The sequence below is a fragment of the Plantibacter sp. lyk4-40-MEA-4 genome, assembly GCF_030209415.1.
In the GTDB taxonomy this organism is placed as follows: domain Bacteria; phylum Actinomycetota; class Actinomycetes; order Actinomycetales; family Microbacteriaceae; genus Plantibacter; species Plantibacter flavus_A.
In genome coordinates this window covers 554,985-573,986 of the sequence record NZ_JARVSA010000005.1, presented here as the reverse complement: position 1 = coordinate 573,986, position 19,002 = coordinate 554,985, and the positions used below count along the sequence as shown (strand labels likewise).

Sequence of the window (19,002 nt, the reverse complement as noted above, 5' to 3'; positions counted from 1 at the left end):
CGACCCGGACGGCTCAGTTCGTGCTGACGCCGAGACGGCGACCGGCGAGGCCACGCGGTCTGGCAGCGAGCTGTCCGGCCAGCCGGAGGATCTCGGCGGCCGCGGGATCCGTCGGATCCGAGAGCACGATCGGCAGCCCGGCGTCTCCACCTTCCCGAAGCGGGACGCTGAGCGGGACCGAGGCGAGGAGCGGTACCGGTGCGTCCTGGCCGATCGACAACCGCGCTGCGAGCGCCTCGCCACCCCCTGAGCCGAACAGCTGCAGGATGCTGCCGTCGGGCTGGGGGAGACCCGCCATGTTCTCGATGACGCCGTGGACGCGCTGCCCGGTCTGGCGCGCAACCACGCCGCTGCGCTCGGCCACCTCGGCGGCGGCCGGCTGCGGTGTCGTGACGACGAGCACCTCGGCGTGGGGGAGCAGCTGGCCGATGGAGATGGCGACGTCCCCGGTGCCGGGCGGGAGGTCGAGGAGCAGGACGTCGAGGTCGCCGAAGAACACGTCGGTCAGGAACTGCTGGATGGTGCGGTGGAGCATCGGTCCGCGCCAGGCGACGGCGACGGCGGTGGTGCCGTCCGTCGGTGCGTCGATGAACATGCCGATCGAGACGACCTTCACGCCGTGGGCGACCGGCGGCAGGATCATGTCGCCGACCTGCGTCGGTTTGACGGCCACGCCGTCCTCGACCAGGCCGAGGAGCCCCGGGATGGAGAACCCGTGGACGTCCGCGTCGACCAGGCCGACCCGCAGACCACTGGCGGCGAGTGCGACCGCCAGGTTCGCGGTCACCGTCGACTTCCCGACACCGCCTTTGCCGCTCGTCACGGCGTATACACGGGTCAGTGAGTCCGGGCCGAACGGGATGCCGCGGGCGCTCCGGCCGCCTCGCAGGCGCTCCGTGAGCGCTTGACGCTCCGCCGTCGACATCACCTGGACGTCGACCGCGACGCTCGTGACCCCGGGGGTCGCCGCGGTGGCCTCACGCACGTCGCGCTCGATGCTCGCCGCTGCCGGGCAGCCGACGATCGTGAGCTTGATCGTGACATCGGCCGCACCGTCGTCGTCCACCGTGATCGGGCCGACCATGTCGAGTTCGGTGATCGGTCTGCGGATCTCGGGGTCGATGACCCGGGCGAGAGCAGTCCTGATCCGCTCGGCGAGGCCGGTGTCAGCGGCGTCGGCGTCAGCCACGCCGACGCTCGGGCCCGTCGTGTTCGGGCTGGTCGGTGCGATCCCGATCGAGTTCCTCGAGCAGGGAGCGCAGTTCGGCGCGGATGAAGTCCTTCGACGCCATGTCCTTCAGGGCCAGGCGCAGCGCGACGACCTCACGGGCGAGGTACTCGGTGTCGGCGAGGTTCCGTTCGGACCGCTGCCGGTCCTGCTCGATCTGCACGCGGTCGCGGTCGTCCTGGCGGTTCTGGGCGAGCAGGATGAGCGGCGCCGCGTAGGAGGCCTGGAGGGAGAGCACGAGCGTCAGTGCGACGAAACCGATGTCGACGGAGTCGAACCGGAGGGCGAGCGGTCCGTAGGTGTTCCAGCCGATCCAGAGGATGACGAAGAGCGTGAGGCCGAGCAGGAACCACGGGGTGCCCATCGCCCGGGCGATCCACTCCGTGAAGCGGCCGAAGCGGTCGCGCGAGGCCGGTGCGCGGCGGATGGACCGCACGGAACTGCGAAGTCCCTTCGGAGCGTCGAGCCTGATCTCATTGCGGGGAGCTCGTGCCACGACCTGCCCTCCTTCCGTTCGTTCCGAGCCGCTGTTCCGACGGCGGGAGTTCGTCGTTCTCGTCGATGCTGCGCCAGTCGTCGGGGAGCAGGTAGTCGAGCACGTCGTCGATCGTCACGACCCCGAGCAGGCGGTGCTGTTCGTCGACGACGGGCACCTGGACGAGGTTGTAGCTGGCGAGGATCCGCGAGACCTCGGCGGCGGAGGTCCGGACGCCCACCGGGTCGAGGCTCTGATCGAGCAGCGTGCCGAGGCGCTCGTGCGGCGGGTAGCGGAGCATGCGCTGGAAGTGCACCATCCCGAGGAAGCGTCCCGTCGGGGACTCGTACGGCGGCAGGGTGATGCAGACTCCGGCCGCCAGCGCCGGTGCCAACTCGGAGCGTCGGATCGACGCGAGGGCTTCCGCGACGGTGGCGTCGGCGGAGAGGATGATCGGCTCGGTCGTCATGAGGCCACCCGCGGTCTCCGGGTCGAACCGGAGCAGCATGCGGACGTCCTCGGCCTCCTCCGGTTCCATGAGCTCGAGGAGGTGCTCTCCGCGATCCTCGGGGAGCTGGGCGATGAGGTCGGCGGCGTCGTCGGGCTGCATCTGGTCGAGGACGTCAGCCGCGCGGTCGTCGTCGAGCTGGCCGAGGATCTGCACCTGGTCGGTCTCGGGCATCTCCTCGAGCACGTCCGCGAGTCGGTCGTCGGACAGCTCCTCAGCGACCTCGATCATCCGGTCGCGCGGGAGGTCGAGGAGCGTGTTCGCGAGGTCGGCCGGTTTCAGGTCGGCATAGGTCGCGATGAGCTGCTCGGCGGACTGCGCCTCGCCGAGTTCCTGCTCCTCGCGCAGCTCGTTCCAGGTGGCGAAGGTCGTCGGGCCCTTCACGAAGGGGGAGGCGGTGGTCTTCGGGCGGCGGACGAACAGCTGCGACACCTGCCACTCGCCGGGCCCCTGCTCCTCGATGGCGACGTCCTCGATCGTCGCCTCCTCGCCGGTGGTCCGGAAGACGACACGTCGGCCGAAGAGTTCGGCGATCACGCGCACCTCGCCACCGCGCTGCTCGAACCGGCGGACGTTGATGAGTCCCGTGGTGATGATCTGCCCGGCGCCGATGCTCGTCACGCGGCCGATCGAGACGAACACGCGGCGCTTGCCGGGGATCTCGACGATGAGGCCAACGACCCGCGGTGGTTTGCCGGTGCGGTAGACGACGAGCACGTCCCTGACCTTGCCGACACGATCGCCCGCGGGGTCGAAGACGGTGCACCCGGCGAGCCTGGCGACGAACACTCTGGTTGCACTCACGACTACTAACCTACCCGCCGGTGGTCGGCCTGGAGTGTCCGCTCCGGGCGGGGTGAGAGGATGGAGGTATGAGTGATCCGCGACAGTTCGGCCGGAAGGGCGCCCCGACGCTCGGCGTCATCCCGCGAGGCGAGACGGTGGCCAGCTACGAGAGCTACGAGTCCGCGCAGGCCGCGATCTCCTCGCTCGCCCACACCGATTTCCCGGTCAAGGAGATCTCGATCGTCGGCAGCGATCTCAAGAGCGTCGAACGCGTCACCGGTCGCCTCAGCTACGGCCGTGCTGCGGGAGCCGGTGCGGTCAGCGGTGCCTGGCTCGGACTGTTCCTCGGGCTCGTCCTCGTCATCTTCAACCCCGAGACGAACCTCATGCTGCTCGGTGCCGCGGTGCTCATGGGTGCCGCGTTCGGCATGCTGTTCGGCATCGTGTCGTACTCGGTGACCCGCAAGCGGCAGGAGTACACCTCGGCCACGCTCGTCGTCGCGACGCGCTACGACCTCATCGTCGGCGGTGAGCTCGCGAACCGTGCACGCAACCTCCTGGAGCGCGGCCCGGAGACCGACGCGGGCTGATCCAGCCGCGTCAGGCTCCGAGCCGTCGCCCGACGGACGGGCTCAGCGCGCGAGCCAGGCCTCGACCTCGTCCGCGGTGCGCGGGATGCCGGCGGACAGGTTCTCCGCGCCGTCCTCGGTGACGAGGATGTCGTCCTCGATCCGGACGCCGATGCCGCGATACTCCTCGGGGACCGTGAGGTCGTCGACCTGGAAGTAGAGGCCGGGCTCGATGGTGAAGACCATGCCTGGCTCGATCACGGCGTCGGCGTACATCTCGCGGCGGGCCTGGGCGCAGTCGTGCACGTCGGTGCCGAGATGGTGGCTCGTCCCGTGCACCATGTACCGCCGGTGCTGCTCGTTCTCCTTCAGGAGCGCTTCCTCGGCGGTGACGGGGAGCAGCCCCCACTCGGCGGTCTTGCGCGCGATGACCGCCATCGCGGCCGCGTGCACCTCTCGGAACCGGATGCCGGGGCGGACGATGGCGAAGGCCTCGTCGGCCGCCTCGCGGACGGCCTCATAGACCCTGCGCTGGACCTCGGTGAACGTGCCGGACACCGGGAGCGTGCGGGTGATGTCGGCGGTGTAGTAGCTGTCGAGCTCGACGCCGGCGTCGATGAGGATGAGGTCGCCCGGGACGACCCGTCCGTCGTTGCGTGTCCAGTGGAGGATGCAGGCGTGCGGTCCGGCGGCGGCGATGGTCTCGTACCCGACGCCGTTCCCATCGGCGCGAGCCCGCCCGGCGAAGACGCCCTCGACGATGCGCTCGCCGCGCTCGTGAGCGAGGATCTTCGGGAGTTCGGCGATGACGTCGTCGAAGCCGCGCGCGGTCGCGTCGACGGCGAGACGCATCTGCGCGATCTCGTAGGCGTCCTTCACGAGGCGCATCTCCGACACGGCGCGCGTCAGCTCGTCGTCGACGTCGACCGTGAGATCGGCGGCGTCGGCCGTGAACGCCGAGAGGTCGGCGGTCGTGACCGCGAGGTCAGCCGCCACCTGGGCGAGCGACGGACGTGCACCGATCCAGAACTCGCCGATCGCGGCGTTCGTGTAGAACTCGTCGGTGTCGCGGCCCGCTCGCTCTCGGAAGTACAGGGTCGCGGTGTGGCCGGACCCCTCGGGATCGAGCACGAGGACGCTGTCGGGTTCGGTGTCGGCCGCCCAGCCGGTGTAGTACGAGAAGGCGGAGTGCGCCCGGTACAGGTAGTCGGTGTCGTTCGACCGCTGCTTCATCCCGCCCGCGGGGAGGACGAGACGCTGACCGGGAAACTGAGCGGACAGGCGTTCACGACGAGCCGCTGCCAGGCCGGCGGTCTCCCGCGGCTCCGGCAGGACCTCGGGGCGGTCCGCCCACCCGGTGCCGATGAAGGCACGGAAGCCCTCGGACCAGGCGGCCGCCCGGTTGGAGGTCGCCTCGGTCTGGACGGTGTTCGAACTGGATGTGTCTGCGGAAGTCGCCATGCCTCCATTGTCGCACTGCGGTGGCGACAGGTGCCCGTCGCTCAGCCCGCCGTGCGGGGGAGCAGCGTCGCGACCACGGGCCGGTGATCGCTGCCGGTGCCGTCGACGTCGGTGAGCACGCGAGCCGACACGGTGACCCATCCCGGTGACGCCATGACGTGGTCGATCGGCGCGCCGAGGACCGCCGGGAGCTCGGTCGGCCAGGTACCGAGCCCGGCTGCCGCGTCGGCTGCGGCGGCGTCGTGGCATGCGCCCAGGTCGCCGACGCCGCGCAATCCGGCGAGGTGGTCGAGCGTCGCGTTGAAGTCACCGGCCATGATCATGTCCGCGTCGTCGGTGCAGCGGCTGGCGAGATCGGCGAGTTCCGAGCGCCAATCGTCGAGCCGACTCGGCAGTGGGGCCGTGGTGTGGACGGCGACGAGGGTCGGTCCGCGACCGAGGACCGGATCGGCGATGAGGGTCTCCGAGCGTTCGATGGCGGTCGGCCCGGTCGCCGTCGGTACGCGGACCGCGTACTCGCCGAGTCCGGTGCTGATGAGGAGGCTCGTCCCTCCTGCGTCGGCGGCGGTCGAATGCGCCACCATCGGCCGTCCGGCGGCGGTCATCGTGGCGGCGACGACCGCCGCGGTGTCGGACGAGGTCTCCGGGAGGGCGACGACGTCGGCGCCCTCACGCACCGCGATCGCCGCGATCGTCCCGGGGTCGACGGCGTCGCCGAGGGTGTTCCAGGCGAGGACCGTGACCTGATCCGCGAGATCGGTCGCCTCTCCGGCGACCATCTGGTCGTCGACCCCGCGGTTGGCGGTGACGACGGCGCCGGTGACCGAGACCGCGGCGAGGACGACCGCCAGGATGGCGGGGAGCACGCGGCGGGATCCCCGGACCAGGATCGTCGTCACGAGGCAGAGGAGGGCGCCGCCGGCGGCGGCGATCGCCACGACGAGGCGGAACGCGCTCAGTTGGACGACGACCTGGGCCTGTTCGAGACCGAACAGGCCGGGGAGGACGGCCACGACCAGCAGGGCCGTGGTCGCGATCGCGAGCACGGCCGCGATGACGCCACCGACGGTCTTCAGCACCCGCGTCAGCGTAGGCGAGCGGTCTGGGAGTCCTCGGGGCGGGACCTGCGACTAGGGTGGAAGCGTGGTGAGCGCTCGAGACATGCACGGCCCCGCCGATCTGCACACGCACTCGAGCGTCTCGGACGGCACGGAGACGCCGACGCAGCTGATGCGCGCTGCCGGCGCCGCAGGGCTCGGCACGATCGCCCTCACCGACCACGACTCCACCGCCGGTTGGGCCGAGGCGGCCGTCGAGTCGCGTCGCCAGGGCATCACCCTGCTCCCCGGAATGGAACTGAGCACCCGCTACGAGTGGCGGAGCGTGCACCTGCTCGCGTACCTCATCGATCCGCTGAACGGCGACCTGCTCCAGGAGACCGCGAAGATCCGGGAGTCCCGGCTCCGGCGGGCCGAAGGCATCGTGGCACGCATCGGTGACGACTACCCGCTGTCCTGGTCTGACGTCCTCGCGCAGACCCGCGAAGGCGCGACCGTCGGACGGCCCCACATCGCCGACGCCCTCGTCGCCCTCGGGATCGTGGCCGACCGTGGTGAAGCATTCGACGGCATCCTGCATCCGCGCACCGGGTACTACGCGCCGCACTACGCGCCCGACCCGCTCACGGCGGTCAAGCTCGTCCGCGCCGCCGGTGGTGTCCCGGTGATCGCCCACCCGGTCCCGGCCGGTCGCGACCGGATGCTGCCGGAGCCGTATTTCCGCGAGCTCGCCGATGCGGGTCTGTTCGGGCTCGAGATCGAGCACCGCGAGAACACCGAGGAGGGCAAGGTCGTCGTGCGCCGGATCGCCTCCGAGCTGGGCCTCGTCGCTACCGGCTCGAGCGACTATCACGGCACCGGTAAGCCGAACCGCCTCGGCGAGAACACCACGGACATCGACGTGGTCCGGCGCATCGTGGGCGAGGCCACCGGCTCGGCGCCCGTCCTGCCCGACTGACCCGCGGCGCGCCGGGAGCTCCCGTCGGACCTCTTCCGGTCACTGAGCCTGCCGAAGTGCCCACGGGGCGTCCGGCTCCGAGCGCGGCGCTCGCGACATGCGGAACGCCCGCATCCGGAAGGGTGCGGGCGTTCTGCGTGGTGGATCTACGCCGTCGGTGCCGGGGGTGCGGTGCGGCGCGTCCGGCTCCGACGGCGGGGAGCGCTGTTGCCGTCGCGGTGCTCCGGACCGTGGCCGTCGTGTGTGCCTGCCGCAGGCGCGCTGCGGTCGGCGGTGTCGGTCGAGGCGGCGTCGTGCGTCCGCGAGTGGGCGCGGGTGCTCGGCTGGGACTCGAGCCGCGTGCTGGTCGGCTGGGTGCGGTCGCCTCCGCGTCCGCCGCGCTCACCACCGCGACCGCCGCCGGTCCGCGAACCGTCGCGTCCGCCGCCGGTCCGGGAACCGTCGCGTCCGCCTGCGCTCCGCGAACCCTCGCGTCGCGGAGCGGGCTCGACGGCCTTGGCGGGCTTCAGACGGCCCTTCGTGCCTTCGGCGATCCCGAGGTCGGTGAAGAGGTGCGGGCTCGAGGAGTAGGTCTCCGTCGGCTCCGGCTGGCCGAACTCGAGGGCGCGGTTGATGAGCGCCCACTTGTGGAGGTCGTCCCAGTCGACGAACGTGACGGCGATACCCGTCTTCCCGGCACGACCGGTACGGCCGACGCGGTGGAGGTACGTCTTCTCGTCCTCGGGGATCGTGTGGTTGATGACGTGGGTGACGTCGTCGACGTCGATGCCACGGGCGGCGACGTCGGTGGCGATCAGGACGTCGCGTTTGCCGGCCTTGAACGACGCCATCGCCCGCTCGCGCTGCTCCTGGTTGAGGTCGCCGTGCACCGCCGCGGCGTTGAACCCGCGGTCGGTCAGCTCCTCGACGAGCTTCGCGGCGGCTCGCTTGGTCCGCGTGAAGATCACGGTCTTGCCGCGTCCTTCGGCCTGCAGGATGCGCGAGATCACCTCGTCCTTGTCGAGCGAGTGCGCGCGGTAGATGAGGTGCTTGATGTTGGCCTGCGTGAGCCCCTCGTCGGGGTCGCTCGCCCGGATGTGGATCGGCTTGCTCATGAAGCGGCGGGCCAGGGCCACGATCGGACCGGGCATGGTCGCCGAGAACAGCATCGTGTGACGCGCGGCGGGGGTCTTGGAGAAGAGCTTCTCGATGTCGGCGAGGAAGCCGAGGTCGAGCATCTTGTCGGCCTCGTCGAGCACCATCTCGGTGATGCCCGAGAGGTCGAGGAGACGCTGGTTGTTGAGGTCGATGAGACGGCCGGGCGTGCCGACGACGATCTGGGCGCCGGCCTTCAGCTGCTCGATCTGCCCCTCGTAGGCCTTGCCACCGTAGATGGAGACGAGCGTCGTGGACCGGTTCGAGATGAGGATCTCGATGTCCTCGGACACCTGGACGGCGAGCTCACGGGTCGGGACGACGACGAGGGTCTTGACGCCGGGAGCCGGGTCGAGGCCGAGGCGCTGGACGATCGGGATGCCGAACCCGAAGGTCTTGCCCGTGCCCGTCTTGGCCTGGCCGATGATGTCCTGGCCGGCGAGCCCGAGGGGGATCGTCTGCTCCTGGATGGGGAACGGTTCGATGATGCCCTTGGACGTGAGGGCGTCGACGATGTCCTGGTCGACACCGAGATCAGAGAAAGTCACGGAGATACCTGTCAGTGCAGTCATGGTCTACACCTTCGATTGCACACAGGTGTAGGGCCCCGATCCGACGCCGGGGCACGGCTATTCTACCCGGGAGGTCCCGAGAGGCCGCTGGGCGCGCGGAACACGGCGATCGGCGCGCTGCGGATAGGGTGGTCGCATGGCTCGTTGGTTTGCACGACGTCGGCGTCCCGGCACGCAGACGCCTCGTCTGCGCTCGCGGGAGGACGCCGTCCAGGCGACCCGCGTCGACCTCCACGAGCTCGCGCCCAGCACCGCGGACTACCTCGGTCAGGTGGCGCAGCTGCAGCTCGGGTTCTTCATGACGCTGTCGTTCGCCGTCGAGCACGCTCCGAACGACGCCGATCGGGAGACGCTCGCAGAGGCCGCCGCCACGGCGCTGCGCAAGCACCAGGCGCTGCTCGCGTGGCTCCGGAGGACGAGCGACGACCCCGTCGCCGTGCTCGAACCCTACGCACGCACGCGGGACGAGTTCCAGGCGATCCTGCGAACCGGTACCTGGGACGAACTCCTGCTGGGCGTCCTCGTGGCGCGGGGCTTCCTCGACGAGTTCTTCGCGCAGCTCGCACGCGGTCTGGACGGAGCGGACGCCCGGGATCTGGCTGCGATCGTCGCCCCCGGTCCCGAGGAGGACCCGCTCGTCGGGATCCTGCACCGGGTGATCGCATCGCACCCGGAGCGCGCTTCGACGCTCGCGATGTGGGGCCGCCGGTTGCTCGGCGACACCATGCTCGTCGCCAGGTCGGCCCTCGTGACCGAGAGCAAGGCGCTGCCGGACGACGCCCGGGTCGAACCGGTCTACACGGAGCTCATCGCGAACCACACCAGACGGATGGACGCGCTCGGGCTCACGGCCTGACCGGTCGTTCCCTCCGACACGACGACGCCGCCGCTCCGGCTGGAGCGACGGCGTCGATCGATCGAGCGCTTCGGGTCAGGCGGCGACGCCCTGCTGCAAGCGGGTCAGCATCGCCTCGTCCGACGAGGTGCGGACGCGGACGAGCACGAGGTCGACCACCGCACTCACGACGACGGACGCGCCGAAGGCGAGCACCCAGATCCAGCCGCCGTCCCACGCCATGCCGGCCCACGTCGCCGCGACCCAGACCACGGCGGCGACGAGCGTCGCGACCGCCGGGATGAGCGCGGCCCCGTGCTGGTCGCGGCCGGGCAGGAGGTAGCGGACGGCGAGACCGAGGATGGCACCGCCGAGCACGACGAAGAGGAGTTCCATGGTCAGCCGACGAATCCGATGCGGCGGGACTCCTCGGTTCCGAGCTCGACGTAGCCGATGCCCGCGGTCGGGATGAGGTAGCTGGTGCCCTTGTCGTCCTTGAGTGCGAGCAGCTTGGCGTCCGTCTCGAGCGCGGTCTTGACCGCCTGCTCGATCTCCGACGCCGGCTGCGAGGTCTCGAAGCCGATCTCGCGAGGGCTGTTGAGGATTCCGATGCGAATTTCCACCTTGAGTGCCTTTCGGTTGCGTACGGCAAGACTACGGGAGTCGTGGTCCTCCGACCGGCGCGGGTCGGCTGCTGTCAGCGAACAACGGAACGCCGGTCGGCCGTCGCGGCGATGTCGGGAGGCTCCGGTAACGTGCGGACCATGACGGTTCCCGACGCCTCCGACGATCCGACGGGTACGGTCCGTGACGCGGACCGCGCTCCCGTCGGCGACCCGGCTGTCGGCACGGGCGTCCGGCTCGACGACTCGCAGGAGGCCGTGCTGCGGCTCGCGGACGACCGGTCCGCCGTCGTGCTCGGGGCTCCCGGCACGGGCAAGACCACCACGCTCATCGAAGCGGTCGCGGAACGCGTGCACTCGCGCGGGCTGCGCACGGACGAGGTGCTCGTCGTCGCCTCCTCCCGGTCGTCGGCGCAGGTCCTCCGCGACCGCCTCGAGGCCCGGGTGGCGCGCGCCACACCCGGATCCCTGGCGCGCACCGCCATCTCCCTCGCCCTCGAGGTCATCGCGGGCTCCGGGGCGTTCGCCGGTTCAGGACGACCGCGGTTGCTGACGGGCGGCGAGCAGGACCAGACCATCGCCGAGCGACTCCTCGGCGACGAACAGGACGCGACCGGTCCGCTGTGGCCAGCGGAGCTCGGTCCCGAGGTCAGTCGCCTGCAGGGATTCCGCACCGAGCTCCGGAACCTCATGGAACGCAGCGTCGAACACGACGTCGCGCCAGCCGAGCTACGTCGGCTCGGTACCGAGCACGGGCGTCCGGAGTGGGTCGCGTCCGCGGGCTTCATCGAGGGGTTCCTCGCCGACGACTGGCGCGGACACCTCACGCCCGCGGCGGCCCTCGCCCGCGCCGTCCGGCTCCTCGACGGACAGGAACCGGGGACGGGCGTGCTCGGCAGCCTGCGGGTGGTCTTCGTGGACGACGCCCAGGAGGCGACCCACGGCGTCCTGCAGCTGTTCGCCGCGCTCGCCCGACACGGGGTCGCGATCGTCGCGTTCGGCGACCCCGACCTCACGACGGGTGCCTTCCACGGTGCCCGTGCCGACGCCCTCGGGCGGTTCGCCGAGGTGCTCGGCCGCCCGGTGGACACGCTCGTCCTCGGGCAGGTCCACCGCGGGACACCGGACATCCGGGCGACGGTCCGCGGCGTCGCCGAGCGCATCGGCACGGCCGGCGCCGGACTCCATCGCACGGCCGCGCCACCGGTCGATGACGCGGAGACGCCCGAACACTCCGTCGTCACCGTGGCGGCCGGTTCCCCGGCCGAGCAGATCGCGGTCGTCGCACGCTTCCTCCGCGAGCGCCACGTCCTCGACGGTGTCGCGTGGGCCGACATGGCGGTGGTCGTCCGCAGCGGCGGGCTGATCCCGGCGATCGAACGGGGTTTGTCCTCCCTCGAGGTGCCCACCCGGGCGAGCACCGGCGGAGCACCGCTGCGCGACCACCCGTTCGTCAGGTCGGTCCTCCTCGCCATGTCGGTGGCGCTCGGGCGGACGCCGCTCGACGCCGAGGTCGTGACCGAACTCCTCCACAGCGCGCTCGGCGGACTGGACTCGATCGGGGTCAGGCGACTCCGGGCCGCGCTCCGCCACGCCGATCTCGCTGAGGGCCTCGACCGCAGCGCGGACCGCCTGCTGGAGGAGGCGTTCGCCGTCCCCGGTGCACTCATCGGACTCGAGACGCCCTCCGCCGCCCGCGCCCGCTCACTCGCCGACAGCCTCGCCGAGGCGAGCGCGCAGGCCGCGGCGGGCGCGTCCGCCGAGGAACTCGTCTACGGCCTCTGGTCGCGGAGCAGACTCGAGCGCTCCTGGGTCTCGCTGTCGAAGGGCAGCGGTCAGGCCGCCGAGGAGGCGAACCGCGACCTCGACGCGATCACCCAGCTGGCCGATGCGGCACGCACCTTCGTCGAGGCGGAGCCCGACACCCCGGCCTCCGTCTTCCTCGACCGCCTGCTCGAACAGACGGTCGGCGACGACTCCCTCGCGCCGACCGGCCTCCGGGAGGCGGTCACGATCGCGACGCCCGCCGCCCTGGTCGGTACCGCGTTCGACACGGTCGTCGTCGCCGGCATGCAGGACGGCGTGTGGCCCAACCTGCGGGTCCGCGACTCACTGCTCGGCGCCTCGGAGCTCGTGGAGCTGCTGGAGGGTACGGCCACGGCGACGGCGGACGCACGACGCGCGGTCCTCCACGACGAGCTCCGACTCTTCGCCCAGGCGACCTCCCGTGCGCACCGGTCGCTCATGGTGGTCGCGGTGGTCGACGACGACCACCAGGCGAGCCCGTTCCTCACGCTGCTCCCGGAACCCGATCCGCACCGGGCATCCCTGTCGCCCCTGTCGCTCCGCGGCCTCGTCGGCACCCTGCGTCGCTCGCTCACTCGCCGGATCCGCCCCGCGGACCCTGCCGAGCGTGCCGCGTCCGCCTCGGCCCTGGCCATCCTCGCGACAGCGGGAGTCCCCGGCGCCCCGACCGAGGAGTGGTACGGCGTGGCCGCACCGAGCTCGACGGCACCGCTGCACGACCCCGCCGTCGAGGAGCTGCCGGTCTCCCCGTCCCGCATGGAGGCCTTCGAGGAGTGCCCGCTGCACTGGGCGATCGCCCGACTGGGCGGCGGTGCCTCCGGGTTCGCCTCCGGTCTCGGCACGATCGTGCACGCCGCGCTCGAGCACGCGGAGTCCTCCGACGAGGCCGCGCTCTGGGCAGCGGTGGAGGACCGCTGGGACGAACTCCACTTCGAAGCGGACTGGGAGGGCGCAGCGACGAAACGGCGTGCGGCGGAACTCGTCCACCGGCTGTCGGCGTACCTCCACGACGCGGAGCGGGCGGGCGTGACCTCCATCGGCAACGAGAGCCGGTTCAGCCTCCGCATCCCCATCGGTGAGCTGGGCGGCGCGGCCGTGCTCGGCGGCTCGATCGACCGCGTCGAGCTCGTGCCCGACACCGACGGGACACGGCGCGTCGTGATCGCCGACCTCAAGACCGGCGGCTCGGCGCCGAGACAGGACCGGGAGGTCGCCGACATGGCGCAGCTCGGGGCCTACCAGCTCGCGCTGGCGTCGGGCGCGATCGCCGGTACGGAGGGGCTGCTGAGCGGTGGCGCGAAGCTCATCGTCGTGTCGGCAGGCACGAAGCGCAAGGAGTACTACGACCCGGCCCAGCCGGCCTTCGACGACGAGGCCCTCGAGCGCTTCCGCGAGCGTGTCCTGGCGGACGCGATCGGCATGGCGGGAGCGGTGTTCGAGGCCCGTGTCGGGACCCACTGCCATGACCCGTTCGCGTTCGGCGAGTGCGCCATCCATGTCGTCCCGGCGGTGAGCTCATGAGCACGGAGGAGACCTACTCGGCCGAGATGCTCGCCGGCCTGCTCGGCCTTCCGCAACCGACGACGCAGCAGGTCGAGGTCATCGAGGCACCCATGGCCCCGGTCCTCGTCGTCGCCGGTGCCGGCAGCGGGAAGACCGAGACCATGGCCTCACGCGTCGTGTGGCTGCTCGCCAACCGGCACGTGAGCGTCGACGGGATCCTGGGGCTCACCTTCACGAGGAAGGCCGCGGGTGAGCTGGCGGCACGGATCGGCAAGCGGATCGCCGCCCTCCAGGACATCGGGATCCTGGATCCCGCGGCAGACGCCCTCTTCGACCGTCCCGAAGTGTCCACCTACAACGCCTATGCGAACGCCCTGTTCCGCGACAACGCTCTCCTGGTGGGCCGTGAGCCCGAGTCGGTCCTGCTGTCCGAGGCGTCCGCCTGGCGACTCGCGCGACGCGTCGTGGTCCGGCACGGAGACGAACGGCTCGCCACCCTCGGCAAGTCCGTCGACCAGGTCGCCGAGCTCGTCCTCTCGCTGAGTCACGAGCTCGCCGAGATCGACGGCACCACCGAGGAGCTGCTCGGCTTCGTGGAACGGTTTGTCGGCATCGGCGAGCTCCCCGACGGCGGTCGCGGGGCGTACGCGCAGATCGACCAGGCCGTCGAAGTCGTGGGTGCCCTGCCGGTCCTGCTCGATCTCGCGCACCGGTACGCCGACGAGAAGCGCCGGCAGGGACTCGTCGAGTTCTCCGACCAGGTCGCCCTCGCGCTCGCCGCCTGCGAACGTTCGCCGAAGGTCGCCGCCGTCGCGCGCGATCGCGCGGGCGTCGTCCTGCTCGACGAGTACCAGGACACCTCGGTCGTGCAGACCAGACTGCTGTCGACCCTGTTCGCCGACCACCCCGTCATGGCGGTCGGCGACCCGCATCAGTCCATCTACGGCTGGCGGGGCGCGAGCGCGGCGAACCTCGCACGGTTCTCCCGCGACTTCGGTCGGGAGGTCGTCGCCACCCAGTTCAACCTGTCCACGAGTTGGCGCAACGACCATACGGTCCTCGAAGCCGCGAACGTCCTCGTCCGCCCGTTGCAGCAGCAGGCGCAGACGGCGGGGAAGCTGCGCGTCCTCGACCTCGAGCCGAAGCCCGGCGCCGGGGCGGGCTCCCTCGCCGTCGAGTTCCCCGAGACCGGTGCCGAGGAGATCCGGATGGTCGCCGAATGGTGCGCCGACCGGTTGCTCGCCGAACGCGGGGGAGACCCGGCCGGTTCGGCCGCGATCCTGTTCCGGGCACGTCGACCGATGCAGGAGTTCGCCGACGGCCTCGCTGCGCTCGGCGTCCCCCACCACATCCTGGGTCTCGGGGGTCTGCTCTCCTCGCCGGAGATCGTCGACGTGACGGCGGCGCTGCGGGTCATCCACGATCCCGGTGCCGGGTCCTCGCTCATCAGGCTCTTGAGCGGGCCTCGCTGGCGGATCGGCGTCCACGACCTCGGTCACCTCGTGGAGGTGGCCCGGTACCTGCAGGCCATCGACTGGAAGACGAAGCGGTACGACGCCGAACTGGCCGCCCGGCTCCGCGAGTCGGTCGCCGACGATGACGGGCGGTCGATCATCGACGCGCTCGACTTCATCGCCGCGGACCGCGTGCCGGCGGGCCTCGCCGCCGGGTTCACCGACGAGGCGCGTTCGCGCCTCCGGGAGGCCGGACTGGTGTTCGCCTCCCTACGGCGTCGTGCGGGCAGCGGCCTCCCCGATCTCGTCAGAGCGGTCGAACGCGAGTTGCGACTCGACATCGAGGTCGTCGCGAACGAGTCGACCGGATCCGCGGCCCGCGCTCCGGCCAGACTGCAGGCGTTCCATGACGAGGTCATCTCGTTCATCCAGGCGGAGGAGCAGGTGACGCTCGGCAGCCTGCTGGCCTGGATCGACCGCTCGCTCGCCCGAGACGACCTCGGTCCGGCGAGCGACGCACCCGACCAGGGTGCGGTCCAACTGCTCACCATCCACGGTTCGAAGGGCCTCGAATGGGACCATGTCGCGATCCCGCGGCTCGTGGTCGACGAGCTGCCCGCCAAACCGAAGGACGGTAAAGGCTGGGTGCGTCTCGGGACGCTGCCGTACGACTTCCGAGGCGACGCGGCGGAGCTGCCGGAGTTCGCCTGGCGGACGGCCGAGACGCGGAAGGAGGTCGTCGACGCTCAGCTCGCCTTCTCGGAGGCGCTCGGCGAACGCGCGCTCGACGAGGAGCGGCGGCTCGCGTATGTGGCGGTGACCCGCGCCAAGCACGACCTCCTGCTCACCGGCTCGTTCTGGTCGGGCGATCGGAAGCGGCCCCGGGCCGCGAGCACCTACCTCCTGGAGCTGGCGTCGGCGGGCGTCATCGCACCGCTCCCCGCCGCATCCGCCTTCGAGGAGAACCCGGTCGACTCAGGTGCCGCGGTCCTCGACTGGCCACTCGATCCGCTCGGAGCGCGTCGGAGCGTCGTCGAACGGGCGGCGGCCGAGGTCGAGCAGCGGCGCGGGCGACCTGAGTCCGAGCTGCTGGCGACCCTCGGCCCCCTCGAGAACGAGCTGACGCTGCTCCTCGAGGAACGACGCCGTGCCGCGACGACGACCGCGCGCGGTGAACTCCCGGTGCGCATCCCCGCGTCCAAGTTCAAGGAGTTCGTCACGGAACCGGAGGCCGCACTCGAACGACTGCGTCGCCCCGTCCCGCAACGGCCATACCGGCAGACCCGCCTCGGAACCCGGTTCCATTCGTGGGTCGAGGCGCACTACGGACGCTTCGGATTGCAGGAGCTGGTCGACGCGCTCCCCGAGGAGCTCGACGTCGAACGCCCGGGGCCGGAGGCGTCGGAGGGGATCGGGTTCGAGGAGCTCACCGAACGGTTCCTCGCCTCGGAATGGGCGGACGTCCGTCCCATCGAGGTCGAGACCGAGATCCACGTGCCGCTCGGCGACACCGGACGAGTGGTGGTCTGCAAGCTCGACGCGGTGTTCGAGCGCGGGGACCGGTTCGAGATCGTCGACTGGAAGACCGGCGCGGTACCCACGACACCGGAGGACGTACGGAACGCCTCGTTCCAGCTCGCGCTCTACCGTCTGGCGTACGCGCACCACCGGGAGGTCGACCCCGAGCGCATCGACGCCGTGCTCTACTACGTGAGCCACGACGTGCAACTCCGGCCGGAACGCCTCTACTCGGAGGAGGAGCTCCTGTCGGAGTGGGAGCGGTCCTTCGGGGAGGCGGCCGAGTCCCAGAGCTCGAACGACGAGGTGTCGATCTGATCCGTGGCGTTCGCGTCCGCGGCGGTTCCGGCGTGGTCGGGATCGTCGTCGGCCTCACCGTCGTCGGTGTCGTCGTCGGTGGAGCCGCCGGGATCGCGGCCGAGGGCGCGCTCGAGCTCTGAGCGGTCGTAGGTGTCGGTCTGCATCGCGATGCCGGGGGAGGACGAGCCGATCGGTGTGCGGTCGAGCATGTCCTCGACCTCGTCGACGTCCAGGACGGGTCCGGTCGTGGTGCCGAGGGGGTCCGTCACGTCGCCGAGCACGCGGTCGACGAGGCCGTCGAGCATCGCGACGGCGTCCTCGACGATGGTCTCGTCGTGGCTGTCGCGACCGTGCAGGAGCCAGCGGGCGATCTCGAGTTCCGCGTAGAGCCGGGCGCGGAGGGTGACGAACCGGTCGGGTCCGCGAGAGCACGAGGCGGCGTAGGCGGACAGGGCCTGCTCGCCGGTCGCGCCGAGCGTCGCGATCCAGTGGAGGTCGAGCGCCGGGTCGCCGACCCGCAGTGAGCCCCACTCGATGACGCCGTTGACGAGGCCATGGCCGTCCTGACGGATGACGAGCACGCGGTCCGCGGCGAGGGATCCGTGGATGACGGTGGGCTGGAACTGCCAGAGCGAGTGGTCCTCGACGGCCGCCTGCCAGCGCTCCCGGACGGCGGTCGGGAGGAGCCGTGTCTCGGCGGCGCGGGACACGATGCGGTGCGCGTCCGCCCGGATGAGCTCGGTGGACAGCAACGGAAGGCCCGCTTCCGCGATGAACGCCGTCGGGAGGGAGTGGATCGCGGCGACCGCGGCACCGAGCGAGTCCGAGAGGACCTCGTCGCGGCCGAGCGCGGTCGGGTCGAGGTGACTGCCGGCCACGAAGTCGAGCACGACGGCGCGAGTGCCGTCGACGGGCAGTTGTCCGACGACGGTCGGGGCGTCGAACGGCAATCTGCTGCGGATACCGGGCGTGAGTGCGCGCAGGGCGATGAGGTCCGCGGACTGCTCCGTCTCGGCCTGCTGCGAGGTCGGGATGCGCACGATGAGCTCGCGCCCGTCGCCCGTCACGAGACGGGCCGCGTCGTAGTTCCCCTCGCCGCCGGCGGTGTGCGCGCCGGACCCGCGGACCTGGAGGTCGGCGACGGCCGAGGTGGCCAACGCGGCTAGAGTGAGATGGGATCTGGCCATGACATCCAGGGTACGGGGCCGTCCCGGTGAGCCGCGCTCGCCACGCCCTCAGAGAGGTTGTCCATGACGATTCAGGTTCGCGCACTCGCCGGTCTACCGCTCGCGAGGGGCGGACTCGACCGTCACGGCGAGCTCCGTTCCCGACCGGACGTGCTCGACGGGCTGCGGGTCGACCCGAACGCCCGAGCCGTCGTCCTCCGCGGTCGGCGCGCACTCGTGACCGGCGACGCGCTCGACCTCCTGGTTCCCTCGGATCTGCCCGAGCCGGAGCTCATGGTCTACCTCGGAAGCACCGTCGAGGACAGCCCGGGGACGCCACCGGGCACGGACATCCTGCTTTGGGTCCTCGCCGACGCCGACGCCGACGCGATCACCGAGGATGAGGACCGCTGGTTCGACCTCCGTCGGAGCGGACATCGCCTGTCGGACCGCGATGTCGGGATCCTGGCGACGTCGCTCGCCATCGCCGGCTGGCATCGTGCTGAGCCGTTCTGTGCGCACTGCGGCTCGCCGACCACGGTCCGCAACGCCGGCTGGGCGCGGCACTGCCCGGTCGACGGCAACGAGCTCTTCCCGCGCATGGACCCCGCGGTCATCGTCGCCGTCGTCGATCCTCAGGGACGGATCCTGCTCGGGTCGAACGCGATGTGGGAGCACAACCGGTATTCGCTGCTGGCCGGGTACGTCGATGCCGGCGAGTCCCTCGAGCAGGCCGTCGCCCGCGAGATCTTCGAGGAGTCGGGCATGCGTCTCGGGACGCCCGTCTACCTCGGTTCGCAGCCGTGGCCGTTCCCTCGTTCGCTCATGCTCGGCTTCGTCGCCCCGCTCGCGGCGGATCAGGATCCTGAGGCACTCGTCCCGGACGGTCAGGAGATCCTCGACCTGCGGTGGTTCACGCGGGAGGAACTCGAGGACCCGGCCGCCGACGTCATCCTCCCCGGACCGTCGTCGATCGCACGAGCCGTGATCGACGAATGGCTCCGCGGATCCTGGTCTCGATGAGGCGCGGTACCACCGAGGGTCGACG

The 19,002-nt window shown here is 71.2% G+C and carries 15 protein-coding genes; 6 read left to right on the top strand and 9 right to left on the bottom strand.

Features of this window, described 5'->3' with window-relative positions; genetic code table 11:
• Nucleotides 1-13 precede the first annotated feature (13 nt).
• From QRN44_RS12625 to QRN44_RS12615, 3 genes are read right to left on the bottom strand one after another with little or no spacing between them, the layout of a single operon-like run.
• Nucleotides 14-1,189 (bottom strand): Mrp/NBP35 family ATP-binding protein, encoded by a 1,176-nt coding sequence (locus tag QRN44_RS12625; protein ID WP_175116114.1) that lies wholly within the window; start codon nucleotides 1,187-1,189, stop codon nucleotides 14-16.
• Nucleotides 1,182-1,724, bottom strand: a complete 543-nt coding sequence (locus QRN44_RS12620) for a DUF1003 domain-containing protein (RefSeq protein WP_121290016.1) — start codon at nucleotides 1,722-1,724, stop codon at nucleotides 1,182-1,184. Before QRN44_RS12620 ends, QRN44_RS12625 begins: the two co-directional genes overlap by 8 nt.
• Nucleotides 1,702-3,015: a magnesium transporter MgtE N-terminal domain-containing protein gene (locus QRN44_RS12615; RefSeq protein ID WP_121290018.1), complete on the bottom strand. Its 1,314-nt coding sequence runs from the start codon at nucleotides 3,013-3,015 to the stop codon at nucleotides 1,702-1,704. Before QRN44_RS12615 ends, QRN44_RS12620 begins: the two co-directional genes overlap by 23 nt.
• A gap of 68 nt (nucleotides 3,016-3,083) precedes the next feature.
• On the opposite strand from QRN44_RS12615, the gene QRN44_RS12610 reads away from it, so the two are divergent.
• Entirely contained in the window at nucleotides 3,084-3,587 is a 504-nt protein-coding gene (locus QRN44_RS12610; protein WP_121290020.1) for a YflT domain-containing protein, read from the top strand.
• Nucleotides 3,588-3,629: 42 nt separating this feature from the next.
• Here QRN44_RS12610 and QRN44_RS12605 read toward each other — a convergent pair whose 3' ends face one another.
• Together QRN44_RS12605 and QRN44_RS12600 are read right to left on the bottom strand one after the other, a co-directional pair.
• Nucleotides 3,630-5,027 carry an aminopeptidase P family protein gene (locus QRN44_RS12605; protein WP_064296173.1) on the bottom strand — a complete coding sequence of 466 codons (1,398 nt, stop codon included), beginning with the start codon at nucleotides 5,025-5,027 and terminating at the stop codon, nucleotides 3,630-3,632.
• A 41-nt stretch (nucleotides 5,028-5,068) separates the two neighbouring features.
• A complete protein-coding gene (locus QRN44_RS12600; RefSeq protein ID WP_285039282.1) occupies nucleotides 5,069-6,106 on the bottom strand; it encodes an endonuclease/exonuclease/phosphatase family protein in 1,038 nt (345 codons plus the stop codon).
• An 82-nt stretch (nucleotides 6,107-6,188) separates the two neighbouring features.
• On the opposite strand from QRN44_RS12600, the gene QRN44_RS12595 reads away from it, so the two are divergent.
• Nucleotides 6,189-7,043: a PHP domain-containing protein gene (locus tag QRN44_RS12595; RefSeq protein ID WP_064296175.1), complete on the top strand. Its 855-nt coding sequence runs from the start codon at nucleotides 6,189-6,191 to the stop codon at nucleotides 7,041-7,043.
• A gap of 146 nt (nucleotides 7,044-7,189) precedes the next feature.
• Here the strand turns inward: QRN44_RS12595 and QRN44_RS12590 are convergent, their stop codons facing one another.
• Entirely contained in the window at nucleotides 7,190-8,749 is a 1,560-nt protein-coding gene (locus QRN44_RS12590) for a DEAD/DEAH box helicase (RefSeq protein WP_285039280.1), read from the bottom strand.
• Nucleotides 8,750-8,885: 136 nt separating this feature from the next.
• On the opposite strand from QRN44_RS12590, the gene QRN44_RS12585 reads away from it, so the two are divergent.
• Complete coding sequence (locus tag QRN44_RS12585; protein WP_064296177.1) at nucleotides 8,886-9,605, top strand: ferritin-like fold-containing protein; 720 nt, start codon at nucleotides 8,886-8,888, stop codon at nucleotides 9,603-9,605.
• Nucleotides 9,606-9,680: 75 nt separating this feature from the next.
• Here QRN44_RS12585 and QRN44_RS12580 read toward each other — a convergent pair whose 3' ends face one another.
• The gene (locus QRN44_RS12580) at nucleotides 9,681-9,980 is read right to left on the bottom strand and encodes a hypothetical protein (RefSeq protein WP_285039279.1); all 300 of its coding nucleotides are present in this window, start codon (nucleotides 9,978-9,980) and stop codon (nucleotides 9,681-9,683) included.
• Nucleotides 9,981-9,982: 2 nt separating this feature from the next.
• Nucleotides 9,983-10,207: a DUF3107 domain-containing protein gene (locus QRN44_RS12575; RefSeq protein ID WP_064296179.1), complete on the bottom strand. Its 225-nt coding sequence runs from the start codon at nucleotides 10,205-10,207 to the stop codon at nucleotides 9,983-9,985.
• Between the two features lie 141 nt (nucleotides 10,208-10,348).
• Here QRN44_RS12575 and QRN44_RS12570 point away from each other — a divergent pair, with 141 nt between their 5' ends.
• Both QRN44_RS12570 and QRN44_RS12565 read left to right on the top strand, forming a co-directional pair.
• On the top strand, nucleotides 10,349-13,534 hold the full coding sequence (locus QRN44_RS12570; protein ID WP_285039278.1) for a UrvD/REP family ATP-dependent DNA helicase: 3,186 nt from the start codon (nucleotides 10,349-10,351) through the stop codon (nucleotides 13,532-13,534).
• Nucleotides 13,531-16,806, top strand: a complete 3,276-nt coding sequence (locus QRN44_RS12565; protein ID WP_285039277.1) for an ATP-dependent helicase — start codon at nucleotides 13,531-13,533, stop codon at nucleotides 16,804-16,806. Before QRN44_RS12570 ends, QRN44_RS12565 begins: the two co-directional genes overlap by 4 nt.
• Here QRN44_RS12565 and QRN44_RS12560 read toward each other — a convergent pair.
• A complete protein-coding gene (locus QRN44_RS12560) occupies nucleotides 16,716-17,975 on the bottom strand; it encodes a phosphotransferase (protein ID WP_285039276.1) in 1,260 nt (419 codons plus the stop codon). The two genes, QRN44_RS12565 and QRN44_RS12560, sit on opposite strands and share 91 nt — an antisense overlap.
• Nucleotides 17,976-18,038: 63 nt before the next feature.
• On the opposite strand from QRN44_RS12560, the gene nudC reads away from it, so the two are divergent.
• Entirely contained in the window at nucleotides 18,039-18,977 is a 939-nt protein-coding gene (gene nudC, locus QRN44_RS12555) for an NAD(+) diphosphatase (RefSeq protein ID WP_121290030.1), read from the top strand.
• Nucleotides 18,978-19,002: the final 25 nt, after the last annotated feature.